Source organism: Pinibacter soli (genome assembly GCF_029961145.1).
Lineage (GTDB): Bacteria > Bacteroidota > Bacteroidia > Chitinophagales > Chitinophagaceae > Pinibacter > Pinibacter soli.
This window is the reverse complement of record NZ_JASBRG010000007.1, coordinates 2766553-2782790: the sequence shown is the minus strand read 5'-3', so window position 1 is coordinate 2782790 and position 16238 is coordinate 2766553. Positions and strand designations below refer to the sequence as shown.

The window sequence follows — 16238 nt, the reverse complement described above, 5'->3', positions numbered from 1 at the left end:
GCCACGAAATGATTGGGCGCTATGGTGGGTAAACTTTCTTTAGAAATAATTGAGTTTGGCGATGTAGCCATCAAACTTTATGTTCCGGGCTACGACTATGTAAAGCAGAAATATGAAGCAGGTATGTTGAATGCGGCAGTGCCGCATTTTCCTTATTGGGCAAAAATATGGCCCGCGGCTATTGGTATGTGCAATTTCATCAGTGCGCATACCTTACTAGTGAAAGGCAGAAAGGTGTTGGAACTGGCGGCCGGATTAGGTTTGCCTTCCCTGTTAACTGCTGCTTATGCTGCCGATGTTTGTTGCAGCGATTATTTGCAGGATGCCATTGACGTAATTGACAGATCAGTTGCTATTAATGAGTACAACAACATTCATACACGTTTACTGAATTGGCACCATTTACCGGATGACCTGCACCCGGATGTTTTGCTGATGAGCGATGTAAATTATGATGCACATGAATTTGCGATTCTTCATAAAGTAGTTGAAAGATTCATAAACAGTGGAACAACAATTATTTTATCTACACCTCAAAGGTTAATGGCAAAATCATTTATTGGTAAATTATTGCCATGGGTAGCCATGCAGCAGGAAATGGAAATAAGTGTTCCCGAAAAAACATTTGTTTCCATTTTTGTTTTAAAAAAAGGATAAGGTTTAATTGATACGGAATAAGCAGTAGCGGATTACGGCTCTAGAGAAATGCGTTCCAAATAAATATATTGCCCTTGCTTCCAGGCTCTCCTAAATGTTCCTTCAATATTGTTTGTAAAGCTTTGTTGTCAACTTTTTTACCCTTCTTCGGTGCGACCAACTGCGTCGGCGGTACTTCTACCAGCTCCAGTTTTGTTGCGAACCATGTTACATTGAGTCGCGGAATGGCAACGCCCAGTATCATTCCCGGCAGATTAGTAAAGGACTCTGGTCCGCCGTGCGTAATGATTTCGTCTGTATAAAATGCAATGACATACACTGAATCCATGATTATGCCGACGGCCTTGCGGCACTCAAACCCGGCAATGTTCCTGGTGTCTGAAGTGATTTTCCAATTTACTTTTCTGAGGCTGTCCTGTATTAAATAATTGCCTTCATAAATACTTTTTTGGCTTACACTTTGATTCTTTGCCAGATCCGTAAAAACAGTGTTTTCATTGGCAAGCAGCAGCCAGTCAGGCATGTGCCCAATGCTTACTTCTTCGCGTCCCGGTTTGTACAGGGTTTTGTCGCCATTAAAGTAAAGATCAAAATAGAAGTTTTTGTGATCGGGCAAACTCTTTTTATATCCGTCTACCCATGACCTTGAATCTTCGTCGTTATCAACTGTCGCATCTAACATTTTATAAAGATTAACCCTTTTTTCAAATTCAATTTTTCCCTGTGTAACAAATATTTGCTGCGCGAAACTTTGACTTATACTGGAAACTATTACAATAAGAGTGAAAAGCATTTTCATAGTAAATCGTTTAAGGTTTTGCGGTTGGTGTTGTCATGGCACTTTTCGAAAAATTCCACACAAAGCTCAGCATGAAGTAACGACTGATCGTTTGGTAGTTTCTCTCCATAATGTTTGAGTTGGAGATATAACGATAATAACCCCTGTTTTGATTCAGCAGGTCGTGGGCGCTAAATTTGATCATTGCTTTATCTTCTTTAAGCAATTTGTAACCGAGGTAGCCGTTCCACAGAATGACGTTATTGTTTTGGTCAAATGTTGCTGTTTTTTGACGGAACTCACCTGTTACATCTGTTCCTATTTCCACTTTCTTTTTTATATATACTGTACCGCTAATGCTTTGTGAAGTGCTCCAGTAATTATTCTTAACACCGGTGTTCACTGTAGAGTGCGATCCATTGAAAGTAACCCCGGGACTATAGCTAACGGTCCATTTCTGATCCTTGTATTTGGTAACATTAATCCTGACATTTGGCGAATAGCTCCTCGTAACGTTTTCCTGCTGATTGATATAGCTTGTGTATTTGTTGTAGCTCATGCTCCCTGACAAGTTCAGATTCATCTTTGCTTTCTTAAAACTTCTGTAGTAAGCACCACCCATATAACCGTTAATGTTGCCATTGGTATTGATGTACTGGTAGATTGTTTTACCTGTACTAAGGTCAGTGTACTGTGTACTGGTAATGTTATTTGCAACAGCTGAAATGCTGCCCCACATATACATTCCGCAATCTTTCATTACCTTAAAAGAGTTGTAGTTAAAGTTGATAGTATGCGTGAACTGTTGCTTTAGAAGCGGATTACCTACATAAATGACCAGCGGGTTGTCGTTGCTTGCAACGGGTTGTATCTGGTAAATGGAAGGCTGGCGGGTGGCACCGTTATAGTTTATGCTCAAGCTTGAAGTAGTGTTGAATTTGTAGTTAAGATTTGCACGGGGAAACATGTTCACATAGTTTCTTTCGAAGGAACTATGGTTTACCTTATCCTCCTGATTGAAGTTTTGAAAAGCGAGATCGCTTCCAATGCCAGCGACAATTTTCTTTGAATTGTATTTAAAAGAAAGGCCGGCAGTGTTGGTTGTGACGTCATATTTGTAACTGTTGCTGAATGCCTGGCTCAACACCTCGTACTTTCCATTAGGTGATTTATTGTAAGACAATCTTTCTGACGTACTGTTGTTGATTCTTAAACCATAACTTATTTCAGCAAATACTTTTTTACTCAAAGGCTCGGTGTAGCTCAGTTTCCCGCCAAATGCATTCACTTTGGTATCCGTTAATTTCATTTGATCTGTAAGAGAATCTTTCGGTACCCTTGTAATAGGATCGTATGTGGTAATGAGCGCATTTAGATAGCCTGTAGAATTGTCTGTGTTGTATTGATCGTTTAGATTCAAAGAAAGTGTGCGGCCAACTTTCTCAAACTTTTTTCTCAGTAATAAACTAGATGTCCATTTTTGATTGTCCCCATTTGCTGAGTTGGCCTGAGTGCTTTGATTGATTGTGCTGTCGTGTATGTCATATGTACGGCTCGTCATGTTGGAAACGTTTTGAAATTTTCCGACACTGCCGTTCACATTCACTTTAACCGAAAGCTGGGAATCTATTTGATAATCGTAAATGCCGCTGATAAAATGTTTTTGACGCGAATTGTTCTCGTTCTCGGTTGTTTTGGTAAAAAAAGTTGTGTCAGGTAAAATTGATTGCGAAAGGGAATTACTTTCTGATGCTACGTTTAGTTTATTGTAACGATAACTGCTATTCAAAGTTTGTTTGTCTGCATTGAACTTGTCGGAATAGTTTGCACCGGCTGCCCAGCTTTTGGGAAGTCCTTCGCCATTGAACGTGGGGCTGTTATCCTCGCTGCCATAGAACACCATACCGCCAAAGTCTTCATTGTATTCGCCTTCATTGCTACTACCGTATTGATTTCTCTCGTCCCAGTTCAAACCGGTTGTTCCTACGTTGCTCATGATGCCATAAGCCGACATTTTTTGTTTTGCACGGAAACGATTTGCCATGGCACTGTTATTATACGTTCCATCCGGTCCGCCGCCAAGATCGAGCTTGCCAAAGTACCCCTTCTTTTTATCCTCTTTTAACTTCAGATTAATCGTCTTCTTGCTGTTGCCATCATCAATGCCTGTGAATGCTGCCTGGTCGCTTTTTTTATCAAATACCTGAACTTTGTCAACAGCATCCGATTGTAAATTTTGGGTGGCAATTGTAGGATCGTCGCCGAAAAATTCATCACCGTCTACTAATATTTTTTCAACCGTTTTTCCTTGCGCGGTGATCTTCCCGTCTTTGTCTACTGAAATGCCTGGCAATTGTTTCAACAGCTCTTCTACGTTGGCACCTTGTTTTACTTTAAAACTGTCCGCCTTGTATTCAAGCGTATCGCCATGCATGCGTACGGCCGCTATTTTTTGCTTCACAATTACTTCCTCCAGCAATTTTGCTTTTGTAGTAAGACTGATATTACCAAGATCTTTTAAAGAAATGCTATCAAGTAAAACAGGCGTGATGTAATCGGCAAATTTTGGATAAGTAACCATTATCAAATAATCGCCTTTCAGTAAATCATGTAGTTCAAAAGAACCACTTTCGTTAGTTCTAGTAAATTTGTAGAGTACAGAATCTTTTGATTGTAATAACGCGATAACCGCGTTTGAAAGATTACTGTTGTTAAGTGTATCCCTTACTGTTCCTTTAATAGAGGCTTTTTGTCCAATGCACGTGACACTGATGAATAGAGTAATAACGGCAAATACGGGTTTCATGGAAGGTCTTGTTGGGGACAAAAAGAATATTTTTTTTATTGCCAAAAAAGAGTCTCCATCCTAAACTTAAGTTAAAGGATATGCGCATGGTAGACAAGAGAACTTTGGATAGCAGGCAACTGAATAACTGATTAACTGAATTAACTGAATGTTTCTAAAATAGAAAGTCTCTTTGAAATTCAAACACTCAGTTATTCAGTTAATCAGTTATTCAGGTATTACGTCAAGTTTGATTGAGCCGAATCTTAGCACATCAATAACTCCTCCCGTGCAGCATTTCTGCGAAAGCCCACTATCTCTACACGTTTGCTTTCAAATTGCTGATCGTTCGGATTTGAAATTTCTGCAACAGTCATTGGTGCAGTTATAGTTTTGTTGTGGCCAAGATGATCGCTAAGGCGTTGTGCTTTTACAACACTTAATTTGCCAAATTCATATTTGGCAATTAATCTACCTTTACGCATCAATGCACTGTCAACTAACGTAAGTGAACTGTTGAATGTGCAAATGATCTGGACGTTTAGAAAATCTGCCAGCAATCCATCGGAGATATTCAAAAGGTTTGAAACCGATGAGCTGTTATTTGTTTTTCTATCCATGATGATGTTCTCTGCATCTTCAATAATCAATACTGAGTTGGGATTGTCGATCAGCAATTCAATGAAAGACGGATCCATCAGGTCGCCTGCAAGATTTGGCGACAAAAACAACACAGGCTTTTTTATTTTACCAACGAGATAACGTAAGTAAGTTGTCTTACCGGCGCCGGGCAAACCATGTAAAAGCACGATGCCTTTATCATCCTTTTTGGTGAGCCTTGTCCTGATGATTTCATCAATTGGCTTAAAATCGTCTTCATAAAAAAGATCGAGATCAAGATTGGTCTTCTTTATTTCCATTGACTGCAATTCCATCTTTCTGCCGTTGTGAACAACAAGGTTGATCTCCAGCGGTTGTTTTCGTTGGCGTCTTTTGAATTGCCTGATAAAAGCTGTAATCTCGTCAACAAAATTTTGTTCTTTCCCATCGTAGAAGATTTCCGAATAGTTTTCGTCAAGTTCAAGTATGCAGTTGTTTGTAAGAATTACAATGGTTTTATCAAACTCATAATTCTTTTTTCTCGGTGCATAATATTTGTACTGATGAATATCTTTGATAAGATGCTTGTACTTCTCAGTGATTTGCTTAAAAGCTTTTTCTCCATTAATGCCGGAAATAAAGTTGAGGCTTGGTAATGCATTGAAGCAATGCAAAAAAAGTTTCTTCGCATCAAGGAATGAGTCTGCAAATACGCTATCAGCGTTTATAATTTTCTGACTGAATAAATTGTCCATGTAATTTGTAAATAATTCTACTTTCTATAAATTTTATAATCTTTTTAGGCGCGCAACAAAGCCTTCTCTTTTGGGAGAACTAAGGCGTTTGCGACGTTACACCTGGTTGCTATTTCATTACATGAACACGCATGGGAGTGAGTTGTTAGTTGTTTGTTATTAGTTATAGATGGAAGTTGTTGATCAATGGTTGTTAAATGATAGTTGCTGGTTGTCAGAAATGCTTGTACATAAAGCGTGGCAACCAACAGCTATCAACTAACAGCACCTAGTTCAAATTTGCTGCGACATATCTATTCTCCAAGATGTCATTCACAATATCGCTGGAAATGCTATACTGCCTTGATCTTTCGAACTCTTCCTTTGCTGCTTTTATTTGGAGCAAGTGTCTTTTCGCGTGTTGCACCAGGAAGTAAATGTGGTGATACACATCTATTTTTCCAATGCCGATAACGCTCGTCGGAGCTTTGTGCATAATGCCTTCGCCGTTTTTCATTTCATCCAGATAGTACAGAGATTGTGTTAATTGATGTTTGATTGCTCTGCGAACGTCAATCAATGCTGTTTTATTTGTTGGCTCCATATGTTCAGGATGGCTCCAGTTAAAAGCATCCGGCATGCCGATCAGTTGCATTTTGTCCCAGTCAAATTCATACGTTTCCAACAGAGATTTATAGCTGTTATCTCTTGAATTTTCCAAAGCCCTCAATGAACCCTTTCGGATAAGTATCAGCAAATAGAAATTAGTCAGGGAAACATGTTCGAGTATTTCGGCAATACTCCAGCCACCATCTGCGGGTTTGTAATGCAGCAACTTCTCATCTGCATTGAACCATTTCATCACTTCATTGAATGTGATGAACATTTCTGTCTTAATTCTGCTCATAACATTGTTTATCATAAAATTTAATTTTTCAACTGTTGATCGTGAATTGTGAATCGACAATCGTGAATCGTTAGTCGTGAATCACGTCATCCACTATTCCGCAGCCCCATTCACGTTTCACCATTCCCCCATTCACGTATTTGTCGTTTTTGCCCACCCATTCTGCAACAAAAAAGCCCGGTCAGTTTTCGAAACCGACCGGGCTTTTGCACTTTGCAAAAAGAGAAATTAATCTCCCGATCGATTATATGTACACATCTTACCAAACACAGGCACAGAACAGTACTGCTGCTTGCGCACTACCTGCTTCGAAATCGAAATATGCGATTGTTGTGATATCATATTGATTATAAATCAAAAGCCCCGCTGTTGTTGAGCGGGGCTTTTGTATGCTTAGTATTTTTTATCTACTTGTTTACAGCATTTAATATCCCGCTCATGCATAGCACCTTCACCTGGCCGTAGCAAAGCTTTGATGATATATTTGAATGAATTCGTGACATTTTTCTACTGTTTTTAATTTTTATAACACTGCAAAAATAGAAATCTTTTTTTGAGTTATGCAAGTGTTGAACGAAGAAATATGAAATATTTTTTTTGATGTACGCTGAAACTATTGCTGACAAAGGGTTATATAGGTTTTTATTTTTTGTGAAATTAGAAAGAGGTAGTCCTCTGTATTGGTAGACTGTTTATAGCTACAATAACTACCGTTCGTTGGTTAATGCATCTTTTTTGGGCGGTTAGTCAGCTCCGCCGTCAACGTTGTCGAATGTTTCCCGTTCTTTTGGTTTGATGCTGTAACGCAGCGACGCAATAGGGCCGTAGTATACATCAAACTGGGTGCCGTTTGTGCGCAACTGCATTTGTGCAATTATACCCGCCAGGAAATGGAGGTTCTTTGTAACGCCGGCACTGTAGTAAACAGACATTCTGAAAATGTCGAAGTTTTCTTTTGCATAGTCTTTCGAGGCAAACTTGAGCATCAGCTCAGCATAGTAAGAAATATTGGGTGCCTGGAAAATGGGCGTGGTACTACGCTGACCCAGAAAGTGATTTACACCAAATCTTGCTCTGAGCCTGGGTACGGTTTGGTGAACGCCATTCTTGTCGTCGAAGAATTTTGTTTCAAAACGCACCTGCTCAAAGAGACTTCCTTTCGGCATCACTTGCGAATAAGTTCCCATTATTATAAGGCGCTGCTCAAGTGTTTCATAATTGCCTGCTTCTTTTATTTCGTATTTTTTGTTGTGCGCATAACCCAGCCATAGCTTCATATTCTTAAATCCAGAGTACACGATCCATGGCCTGAACACCGTGCGCTGCACGTACGCAAAGGGGTTTTTGTTTGTATAAGCTCCCTGCGTTACGATCTGGAGATCTGCTTGCCCGCTCAGGTGCCATTTCTCATACAAGGGAAAAGAAATATCCGTTTCTCCTATAGAAGCTGGAATAAAGCCCATAGTGTATGGCGGTGGTGACTGGGCCAGTACACACAGTTTGGCGATTATACTAACAAACAGGAGTACACACTTTTTGTATGTGTTCATAACATAGAGTTAGATTTAATAATGCAGTGGTATCTACAAAGTGATGTGTATTTTTTCATGGTTGTGCTGATTGAGAATGACCGAATTATTGATTGTATAAAGGGGCAGTTAGGGGATTACAAAAAATCACTGGGCCACGTGATGTAGTCCGCACAAAAGGAAACGATTGAAGGAACAAATTGGTTCACAGAAGGAGAGTATTTGTTGTCGCAACAGGGTTTGGAAGAACTGGTGCGTTGGCCTGTTAAAATGAAATGGAGACAAATGTTCACAAGGTTTGGAGAAATGCCGGTTTCGTGTATTTTTGAATTGGTTGCCAATTGGATATTTCTGATAAAACAAAAAAACATGGGGCTAGATAGTGTAGAAATACTAATGGAAGTTGAGAAAACATTCGGCATAAATATTCCTGACCAGGAAGCTGAAAAGATTATAACGGTACACGACTTTCACAATTCCGTTTGGCGGCATCTGGAAGGTAAGTACAGTGACAGATGTAAATCTCAAGCTGTTTTTTATCAGTTGCGACAATCTTTTGCTGATACTTTTAATTTTTCGAAACAAGAATTTAGATTAGATACATCACTCGATGACATTTTTCCGGGTGATGACAGGCGGGAAATTTATTTCCGTTTTGCAACTATCAATAATTTAGAATTTCCGAAACTAGTGCTGACAAAATCCTTGCAAGTTTTCTTGAACTCCTTTGGTGTTGTATCTATTCTTGGCGGACTTTGTCTGTCACTTATTCTTATCTTTTTTTTCGATTATGGAAAATGGACTCTTTTAATTCCTGTTGCAGGTATTGTTGGGACGTCTTTAATTTCGAAACTGCTTAATCCAATGCGTATAGTTATTGCTCCCACACGAGTGAGGGATTTTACACGGCAAGTACTATCTCTTAATTATGCAAGCTTGACTAAGGAAAATGGAGTAAATAGAAAAGAAGTTGAATCCGTAATAAATCAAATTATTGCTGACAAGATTGGGCTCGAGTTAGACGAGGTTACGCCGGAAAAGAAAATTCACGACGATTTGGGAGTGGACTGAGAAGATTGTTCATTCAGCAAAAGGATTGTATTCGCAAATGAGCAGATTGCTTCGCCTCGCTTGTTGATTGTTTGTCTTTGCTTCAATTAGTAAACATTCTTTCTCTTTCGGGCTCGCAAGCCGCGCCGTCATTGCGAGCCACTGCATTAACGGTATGCTCGAGTAAGCAAAGGCAACCTTCAATTAAAACGAATGTGGCGAAGCAATCCCGCGGACTTCACGGAGATTGCTTCGCCCCGCTTGGTGATTTTCTGTCTTTGGTTCAATTAACAAATATTCCTTTTTCTGCCAGGGCTCGCAATGACGGTGCCGCTTGGCCCAATAACAAAAAAGCCCCTCAAATATTAATGTTTGCGGGGGCTTTTCTATGTGTCCTAAATACGTATTCCCCATGTTTTATTCATCTGTCTTCCTGTTAACAGATTGGCTTCTGCATCGTTCTTAAATTGCTCCTTCACGGGATCCCAAGTCAACTTTCGGTTAAGACGATAAGCTATGTTGCCGATATTACATACAGTTGCTGTACGTTGACCAATCTCCACATCACAGATAGGCTTGGTTCTATTACGCATTGCATTCAGGAAATCTTTGTAATGATCCGTGCTGTGATACACATGTTTCTCTGCATCGCCAATTACTTTTTCTTTTAGCGATGCAGGACTTGTTTCCAGTTTACCACGTTGCACTTTAATCTCTCCTTCAGTACCCATAAAATGAATGGCATTGTTCCATTCCCATTTCTGGTGTGTCATGATGATACCGTTGGCATATTTATAGGTAAGGAATGGATGTTCTCCACCATCGGGGGCAATTACTTCTACCGGGCCACTGCCGTCCATATCAAGAGCCCATTGAACAATGTCAAACATATGTGCGCCCCAGTCAGTCACCATGCCACCTCCAAATTCAAGGTAGTTGCGCCAATTTGGATACACATCTTTCGTTACAGGCGGCGCCAGCTCTGCATTGTACACAGACACTTTTTCATTCGGCCCCAGCCACTTGCTCCAGTCCAGCCCTTCCGGTACAGGTTCAGCAGGAAGATCATACGGTTTTGGGGGAGGACCGACATTCACTTTTACTGATTTAATCTCCCCGATGTAGCCGTTACGAATAAGCTCCACCGCTTGTCTGAATTCTGGCCAGGAGCGCTGCATACTTCCTGTCTGAAATACGCGATCATATTTACGTGTAGCATTTACCATGGCTCTTCCTTCTTTAATGGTAAGGGCCATTGGCTTCTCGCAATAAATATCTTTTCCTGCTTCTGCTGCCCGTACTGCCATGGCTGCATGCCAGTGATCAGGTGTGGCAATTACTACCGCATCTACATCTTTACGAGATAGCAATTCCCGAAAATCATTGTACACCGCTATATCAGAATAGTTGCCCAGCTGCGGCATCTTTGTGTACGTATCTTTAATCTGTTTGAGCGTAAGCTCTGATTTAGCACTGAACACCTCACTGAGTGCCACAAAGCGAATCTGTTCTGTTCGCAGGAAATAGGATGATAATATTTTACCTTGTTTACCTCCTCCAATCAGCCCGAGATTAATCATATCACTAGGTGCTGTATAAAGAAATCCGGCCTTGCTTTTCCCGCCCAATACATGCCTGGGCAGAATAAAAAAGCCTGCCATCACTTTTGCAGTATTGCCCATAAACGCCCTGCGGGAAACGGAATTATTTTTTTCTTCGTCTTTTTTCATATGGCTCTTTGAAATTATTTCCTGAATATAGTAAGAGTGTTTAATTCAATAAAAGTTTTAGAGAGGATAATTTAGCGAAGCCTTAGTAGATTCCAGCCGTAATTCATAATTGCATAAAACTTCCGTCACTATAAAAAGTGAATTTCCAAATAGGCGTAAAAAACAAAAAGCCCCGCAAATTTTAATTTGCGGGGCTTTTTTCAGCGGAGACGGCGAGATTCGAACTCGCGATACAGTTTCCCGTATACACACTTTCCAGGCGTGCTCCTTCAACCACTCGGACACGTCTCCGGATTTGCAAGGGTTGCAAAAGTACTATTTCAATTTTTACAAACCGAATATTTTTTGAGCGTTCGCTGTGGTCACCGAACAAATTTCTTCTACAGTTGTATGCTTCACTTCGGCAAGCTTTTCCACGATGTATTTTAAGTAGCTGCTTTCATTCCTTTTTCCACGGAACGGAACCGGCGTCAGATAAGGCGCATCGGTTTCCAGCACCATATGCTGCAGATCTATTTTTTCTAAGACCTCGGGTAGATTTGCTTTTTTGTAAGTCAAAACACCTCCGATGCCAAGATAGAAACCTGCTTTGATAATTTCTTTTGCTGACTCATAACTTCCTGAGAAGCAATGGAAAATGCCCGCCAATGAACCGTTTTGGCGCTCCTTCACAATATTGATCGTTTCCTGCATCGCATCTCTTGTATGAATGACAATGGGTAGTTTGTACTGAAACGCCCAATCTATCTGGGTTTGAAAGGCTTCCACTTGTTCTTTTGCGAACGTTTTATCCCAGTAATGATCTAGTCCGATTTCACCAACGGCAACAAATTTTCTTTTCTCAAACCATTGAGCGGCAATGGCTAGCTCTTCTTTATAGTTCTCCTTTATCGAGCATGGATGCAGACCCATCATAGCATAGCATTTGCCGGGAAACCTGTCTTCAAGGGCAATCATGGCCTCATGCGTTTCGCTGTCAATAGCGGGAAGGTAAAACTTTTGAACGCCTTCTTTTTCAGCTCTCTCTATAACTTCTGCTATATCCGAATTGAAATCTGTATTATATAAATGTGTATGGGTATCGATAATCATGGTGCAAATTTGAGAAATTATAAGTCATTATAACATAAGTTATTTATAGGGTATATAATGATTTTTTGAAAAGATGAGATGAAAAAATGGACATCCGGTATAATAATTGCCAACAAAATCAGGTGTTTCAAAGATTTATTGATTTTTTAATATTGGATTGAAAGAGAAATTACTTTGCATTAATAAAAAATATATTATACCTTTAAATCAGTTTTCATAGGGTACGGATTAAAAACGGGCCAGGGTTTCTACCCCGGCCCAAATTTTTTTAGGGAAGTCTATATTTTTTTTATCTCGCCAACTCATTTACTAACTACAATTGGAATGCTGATTTTTTCAAATGAATATCCTTTTTGCGAAAAATACTGCAACACTTTTGGCAATGCATAACGCAATCGTTTAAACGCTTTCTCGCTATCATGAAATACAACGATGTCTCCCTCTTTTGTGTTTTTAATCACATTGTCAAGACAACGTTCCGGACTTAGCTCCACATCAAAATCTCCACTTAGTACTGACCACATAATGATGTTAAATCCTGCTTTTTCTTTTAAATGCTTTGCTGCAAAATTGCTGGTGCGTCCATAAGGCGGGCGAAACAAATTAGAATCGATCAGCTCTTTTGCTTTGGCAATGTTGTCAAAATATTCTTTCTCTGCAACCTTCCATCCATTGAGGTGATTAAACGTGTGATTACCCGCGGCATGACCTTCCATAAGTACACGCTTATACATTTGCGGATACGCTTCCACGTTTTTGCCAATGCAAAAAAATGTTGCCTTTGCTTTGTACTTCAATAATTCATCGAGCACGAAACCTGTTATCTCCGGATGCGGCCCGTCATCAAACGTCAGATAGATCTTTTTCGCCTGCCGTGGCATGTGCCAAACCCTGTACTTGCAGATGGCGCGGAAAATCCAGTTTGTTTTTATAGTGTAGAACATTTGAGAGAGTTATGAGTGATGAGTTATGAATGATGAGTTGGTCGTTGCCAGTTGTGAGTCGCGAATAATAAGTAGGTTGAAGAAGTAAAAGTATTTCGAATTTAAACTTCAACTCAAAACTCACAACTTACTTCAATTTATCATTCTCTCGATGCCTGTTCGCATCTCGGATATTTTTCTTTTCGAAATTCTTTTCCAAAGCTTCTGTCAAGTCAACGCCGGTTTGATTGGCGAGGCAAATGAGTACCCACAATACATCGGCCATTTCGTCCGCAATATTTTTGTTTTTATCACTTTCCTTAAAAGATTGTTCCCCGTAGGTTCTTACCATTAACCGCGACAGTTCGCCCACCTCTTCCATCAATATGCCAAGATTGGTAAGCTCGTTAAAATATCGTACTCCGACAGTTTTTATCCAATTGTCAACTTGTGTTTGCGCGTCTTGTATGGTCATGTCTTTAATCAGAAATTAGAAGTTAGGAATTAGAAATAGTTGAAAATTGAAAATGCTTCTTGTATTACATTGCTGAAATTAGGGCAATATTTTTTAGGCTTCCTTTTTCAACTTTCAATTACTCTTTGTTCTTGCTGTCAATAAAAATCGTAACCGGCCCGTCATTCACGAGCTCCACTTGCATGTCTGCGCCGAACTCACCAGTGCCGACGGTTTTGCCCAGGTCTTTTTCAAGTTGTGCGATCATTTTTTCGTACAGAGGAATGGCGATATCCGGTTTACTCGCTTTAATATAAGAAGGGCGATTGCCTTTCCTCGTAGAAGCATGTAAAGTAAACTGGCTCACGAGTAATATTTCACCGTTTATATCCTTTACAGATAGGTTCATCACACCCTGATCGTCATTAAAAATGCGTAGTTGTGTCAGCTTTCCGCTCAGCCATTCTATGTCTTCCTGCGCGTCTGCATCTTCAATCCCCAGCAGGATGAGCAAACCCTGGTCGATAGCAGATTTTTCCTTTCCTCCCATACTTACTCCTGCTTTTGAAACTCTTTGAACTATTGCTCTCATAAATAACAGATTGTATGTAAATTTATACAGATCAAAAGTAGTGAGATGATAGATATTACACAGGAAATTAAATTTAAAACCGCAAGAAGCGGCGGAAAGGGTGGACAGAATGTAAATAAGGTGGAAACGATGGTAGAAGGATATTTTCACGTAAATAATTCTGCGCTACTTACCGACGATCAAAAACAATTGATTAACCTCAAGCTGGCGAACAAAATAACAGGCGAAGGGTTTTTACAAACCAAATCGCAAACACATAGAAGCCAATTGCAAAACAAAGCTGCCGTTATAAAAAAGCTGCATCAAATGATTGCAGAGGCTTTTAAAAAAGAAAAAAAGAGAGTTGCCACTAAACCTTCGAAGACATCACAAGAAAAGAGAGTTGAAAACAAAAAGAAAGCAAGCCAGGTAAAAAGCGGAAGAAAGAAGATATCATTATCTGATTTTTAAGACACCCTGAAATGAAAATTTTTATTAGTGCTGCCGTTGTAAGTTTGGTATTGTTATTCGCAAGCTGCCAGCCCGAATTAAGCAGCAATGATGTGTCAAACGGAGATTCTACACAGTTGCCCACTTACAAGTTTGTTTTAAGCTTTAAAGGAAAAGTTGACAATGCGGATCTTGCGTTTAATCAAACGTATCAAAACACTTTTGGAGAGCCATATACACTTACAACGTTCAAATATTATATTGGAGATATTCAGTTGTTGAATACTTCTTCCGGTAAAGTATATAATGTAAGCAATAAAACTTTTTATCTTGTGGATGCCAGCGATTCTGCTTCTTCTAATATCACATTGAAAGCTCCTGTAGGAACTTACGACGCGATCAATTTTACGATAGGCGTTGATAGTATTTATAACGTGAGTGGTGCGCAGTCAGGTGATTTGGATCCAGCCAAAGGCATGTTCTGGACCTGGAACACTGGTTATATTATGGCGAAAATGGAAGGCGCATCGCCATTGTCAGACTTGCCGAATAACAGAATTCAATTTCATATCGGTGGTTTTAAAACAGGAGAGAGTGTTGTAAGAAATATCAGCCTCGCACTTCCAGATGGCAGAACGCTGGCGATATCATCACAAGGCGACAGCAAAGTGGTGATCAACGCAGACGCGAACAAATGGTTTTATAATCCGCATGATATTCGAATTGCCGACACGGCAGTATGTATGACGCCGGGTGTGCTGGCAACGAGCATTGCGGATAATTATGCAAAAATGTTTTCTGTTGTTTCAGTTACCAATTAATACTACAGAATGCGATTGATCGCGGTTATACTAATTGTTATATTGGCCGGTATTACCACTACCTGGATGATCAGCTGTAAGAAATCAGGAGACAGCGGTGGTCACACCTCACCGTTGCAAGTGCAGGTTCCTGCCGGTTTTCCCGCGCCTAAATATGATTTTACCAATAACCCTGTTACTAAGGAAGGCTTTGAACTTGGAAGACATCTGTTTTACGATGGAAAACTATCAAAAGACGGGAATTTTCCCTGCGCCTCCTGCCACCAGCAGTTTGCGGCATTCTCTACATTCGATCACGATCTGAGTCACGGATTTAATAACCAGTTTACCACAAGAAATGCGCCCGGTCTTTTTAACATGATCTGGCTGGATCAATTTCATTGGGATGGAGGCATCAACAACCTGGAAGTGCAGCCGTTGGCACCCATTACGGCACCAAATGAAATGGCAGAAGATATAGGTAACGTGGTGAAAAAATTACAGGCAGACAAGAACTATCCTGCGATGTTTAAAGCAGCCTTCGGTTCTGACCAGGTTACCAGTCAGAACATGTTGAAGGCGCTCACACAATTTGTTGCAATGATGATTTCTGCTAACTCAAAATATGACAAGGTTAAAAGAGGTGAAGCACAGTTTACTGTTTCTGAGCAGGCGGGCTATGAAAGCTTTAAGCAAAAATGTGCCACCTGCCATCAGGAACCTTTGTTTACAGACCTGAGTTATCGAAACGATGGTTTTTCAATAAATACTTCTCTCCATGACGTTGGCAGGATGCGCATTACAGGTAAAAGTGAAGATTCGCTGAAGTTCAAGGTTCCAAGTTTAAGGAATGTTGCCCTTACCGAACCCTACACTCACGATGGTCGCATACTGTCTATCGGTCAGATGATTGATCATTATACAACGGGAATCATAAACAGCCCTACTTTGGATCCCTTATTAAGAAATGGTATTCAGATTGGCTACGCCGAAAAATATAACCTCATCGACTTTCTCAAAACGCTGTCCGATTCTTCATTCATCCAGGACTCCCGGTTCTCTCAACCGCAGCAATAGAAAAAAAGGATAAAGTTTTGCAACCCCACATTCAATGGTGTCAGCTTGCTGAGCTTGAAAACTAGAGTACAGGAAGAATTTAAAGGGATCCAAAAAAAACT

At 40.1% G+C, this 16238-nt stretch carries 15 protein-coding genes and 1 tRNA gene; 5 read left to right on the top strand and 11 right to left on the bottom strand.

The window, feature by feature from the left end:
- Window positions 1-21 precede the first annotated feature (21 nt).
- On the top strand, window positions 22-657 hold the full coding sequence (locus tag QJ048_RS21660; RefSeq protein WP_282336526.1) for a class I SAM-dependent methyltransferase: 636 nt from the start codon (window positions 22-24) through the stop codon (window positions 655-657).
- 40 nt (window positions 658-697) lie between these two features.
- Here the strand turns inward: QJ048_RS21660 and QJ048_RS21655 are convergent, their stop codons facing one another.
- The 5 genes from QJ048_RS21655 to QJ048_RS21635 form a co-directional block, all read right to left on the bottom strand.
- A complete protein-coding gene (locus QJ048_RS21655; protein WP_282336525.1) occupies window positions 698-1456 on the bottom strand; it encodes a GLPGLI family protein in 759 nt (252 codons plus the stop codon).
- Window positions 1457-1466: 10 nt separating this feature from the next.
- Entirely contained in the window at window positions 1467-4241 is a 2775-nt protein-coding gene (locus QJ048_RS21650; protein WP_282336524.1) for an outer membrane beta-barrel protein, read from the bottom strand.
- A 245-nt stretch (window positions 4242-4486) separates the two neighbouring features.
- A complete protein-coding gene (locus tag QJ048_RS21645; RefSeq protein WP_282336523.1) occupies window positions 4487-5575 on the bottom strand; it encodes an AAA family ATPase in 1089 nt (362 codons plus the stop codon).
- 268 nt (window positions 5576-5843) lie between these two features.
- Complete coding sequence (locus tag QJ048_RS21640; RefSeq protein ID WP_282336522.1) at window positions 5844-6461, bottom strand: DinB family protein; 618 nt, start codon at window positions 6459-6461, stop codon at window positions 5844-5846.
- A gap of 743 nt (window positions 6462-7204) precedes the next feature.
- On the bottom strand, window positions 7205-8011 hold the full coding sequence (locus tag QJ048_RS21635; protein WP_282336521.1) for a DUF2490 domain-containing protein: 807 nt from the start codon (window positions 8009-8011) through the stop codon (window positions 7205-7207).
- A gap of 201 nt (window positions 8012-8212) precedes the next feature.
- On the opposite strand from QJ048_RS21635, the gene QJ048_RS23405 reads away from it, so the two are divergent.
- Window positions 8213-9061 (top strand): acyl carrier protein, encoded by an 849-nt coding sequence (locus tag QJ048_RS23405; RefSeq protein ID WP_345774540.1) that lies wholly within the window; start codon window positions 8213-8215, stop codon window positions 9059-9061.
- A gap of 374 nt (window positions 9062-9435) precedes the next feature.
- On the opposite strand, the gene QJ048_RS21625 is transcribed toward QJ048_RS23405, so the two are convergent.
- From QJ048_RS21625 to dtd, 6 genes are all read right to left on the bottom strand, one after another.
- Window positions 9436-10770 (bottom strand): Gfo/Idh/MocA family protein, encoded by a 1335-nt coding sequence (locus QJ048_RS21625; RefSeq protein ID WP_282336520.1) that lies wholly within the window; start codon window positions 10768-10770, stop codon window positions 9436-9438.
- Between the two features lie 204 nt (window positions 10771-10974).
- Window positions 10975-11061, bottom strand: a tRNA-Ser gene (locus QJ048_RS21620).
- Between the two features lie 36 nt (window positions 11062-11097).
- Window positions 11098-11862, bottom strand: a complete 765-nt coding sequence (locus QJ048_RS21615; protein WP_282336519.1) for a TatD family hydrolase — start codon at window positions 11860-11862, stop codon at window positions 11098-11100.
- Window positions 11863-12164: 302 nt separating this feature from the next.
- Complete coding sequence (locus QJ048_RS21610; RefSeq protein WP_282336518.1) at window positions 12165-12806, bottom strand: polysaccharide deacetylase family protein; 642 nt, start codon at window positions 12804-12806, stop codon at window positions 12165-12167.
- 127 nt (window positions 12807-12933) lie between these two features.
- On the bottom strand, window positions 12934-13260 hold the full coding sequence (locus tag QJ048_RS21605) for a nucleotide pyrophosphohydrolase (protein ID WP_282336517.1): 327 nt from the start codon (window positions 13258-13260) through the stop codon (window positions 12934-12936).
- Window positions 13261-13378: 118 nt separating this feature from the next.
- Window positions 13379-13831 (bottom strand): D-aminoacyl-tRNA deacylase, encoded by a 453-nt coding sequence (gene dtd, locus QJ048_RS21600; protein WP_282336516.1) that lies wholly within the window; start codon window positions 13829-13831, stop codon window positions 13379-13381.
- Between the two features lie 9 nt (window positions 13832-13840).
- Here dtd and arfB point away from each other — a divergent pair, with 9 nt between their 5' ends.
- From arfB to QJ048_RS21585, 3 genes are read left to right on the top strand one after another with little or no spacing between them, the layout of a single operon-like run.
- Entirely contained in the window at window positions 13841-14281 is a 441-nt protein-coding gene (gene arfB / locus QJ048_RS21595) for an alternative ribosome rescue aminoacyl-tRNA hydrolase ArfB (protein ID WP_345774546.1), read from the top strand.
- Between the two features lie 11 nt (window positions 14282-14292).
- Entirely contained in the window at window positions 14293-15081 is a 789-nt protein-coding gene (locus QJ048_RS21590) for an MbnP family protein (RefSeq protein ID WP_282336515.1), read from the top strand.
- 9 nt (window positions 15082-15090) lie between these two features.
- Window positions 15091-16137, top strand: coding sequence for a cytochrome-c peroxidase (locus QJ048_RS21585; RefSeq protein ID WP_282336514.1), 1047 nt, complete (start codon window positions 15091-15093; stop codon window positions 16135-16137).
- The last annotated feature ends 101 nt before the right edge of the window (window positions 16138-16238 follow it).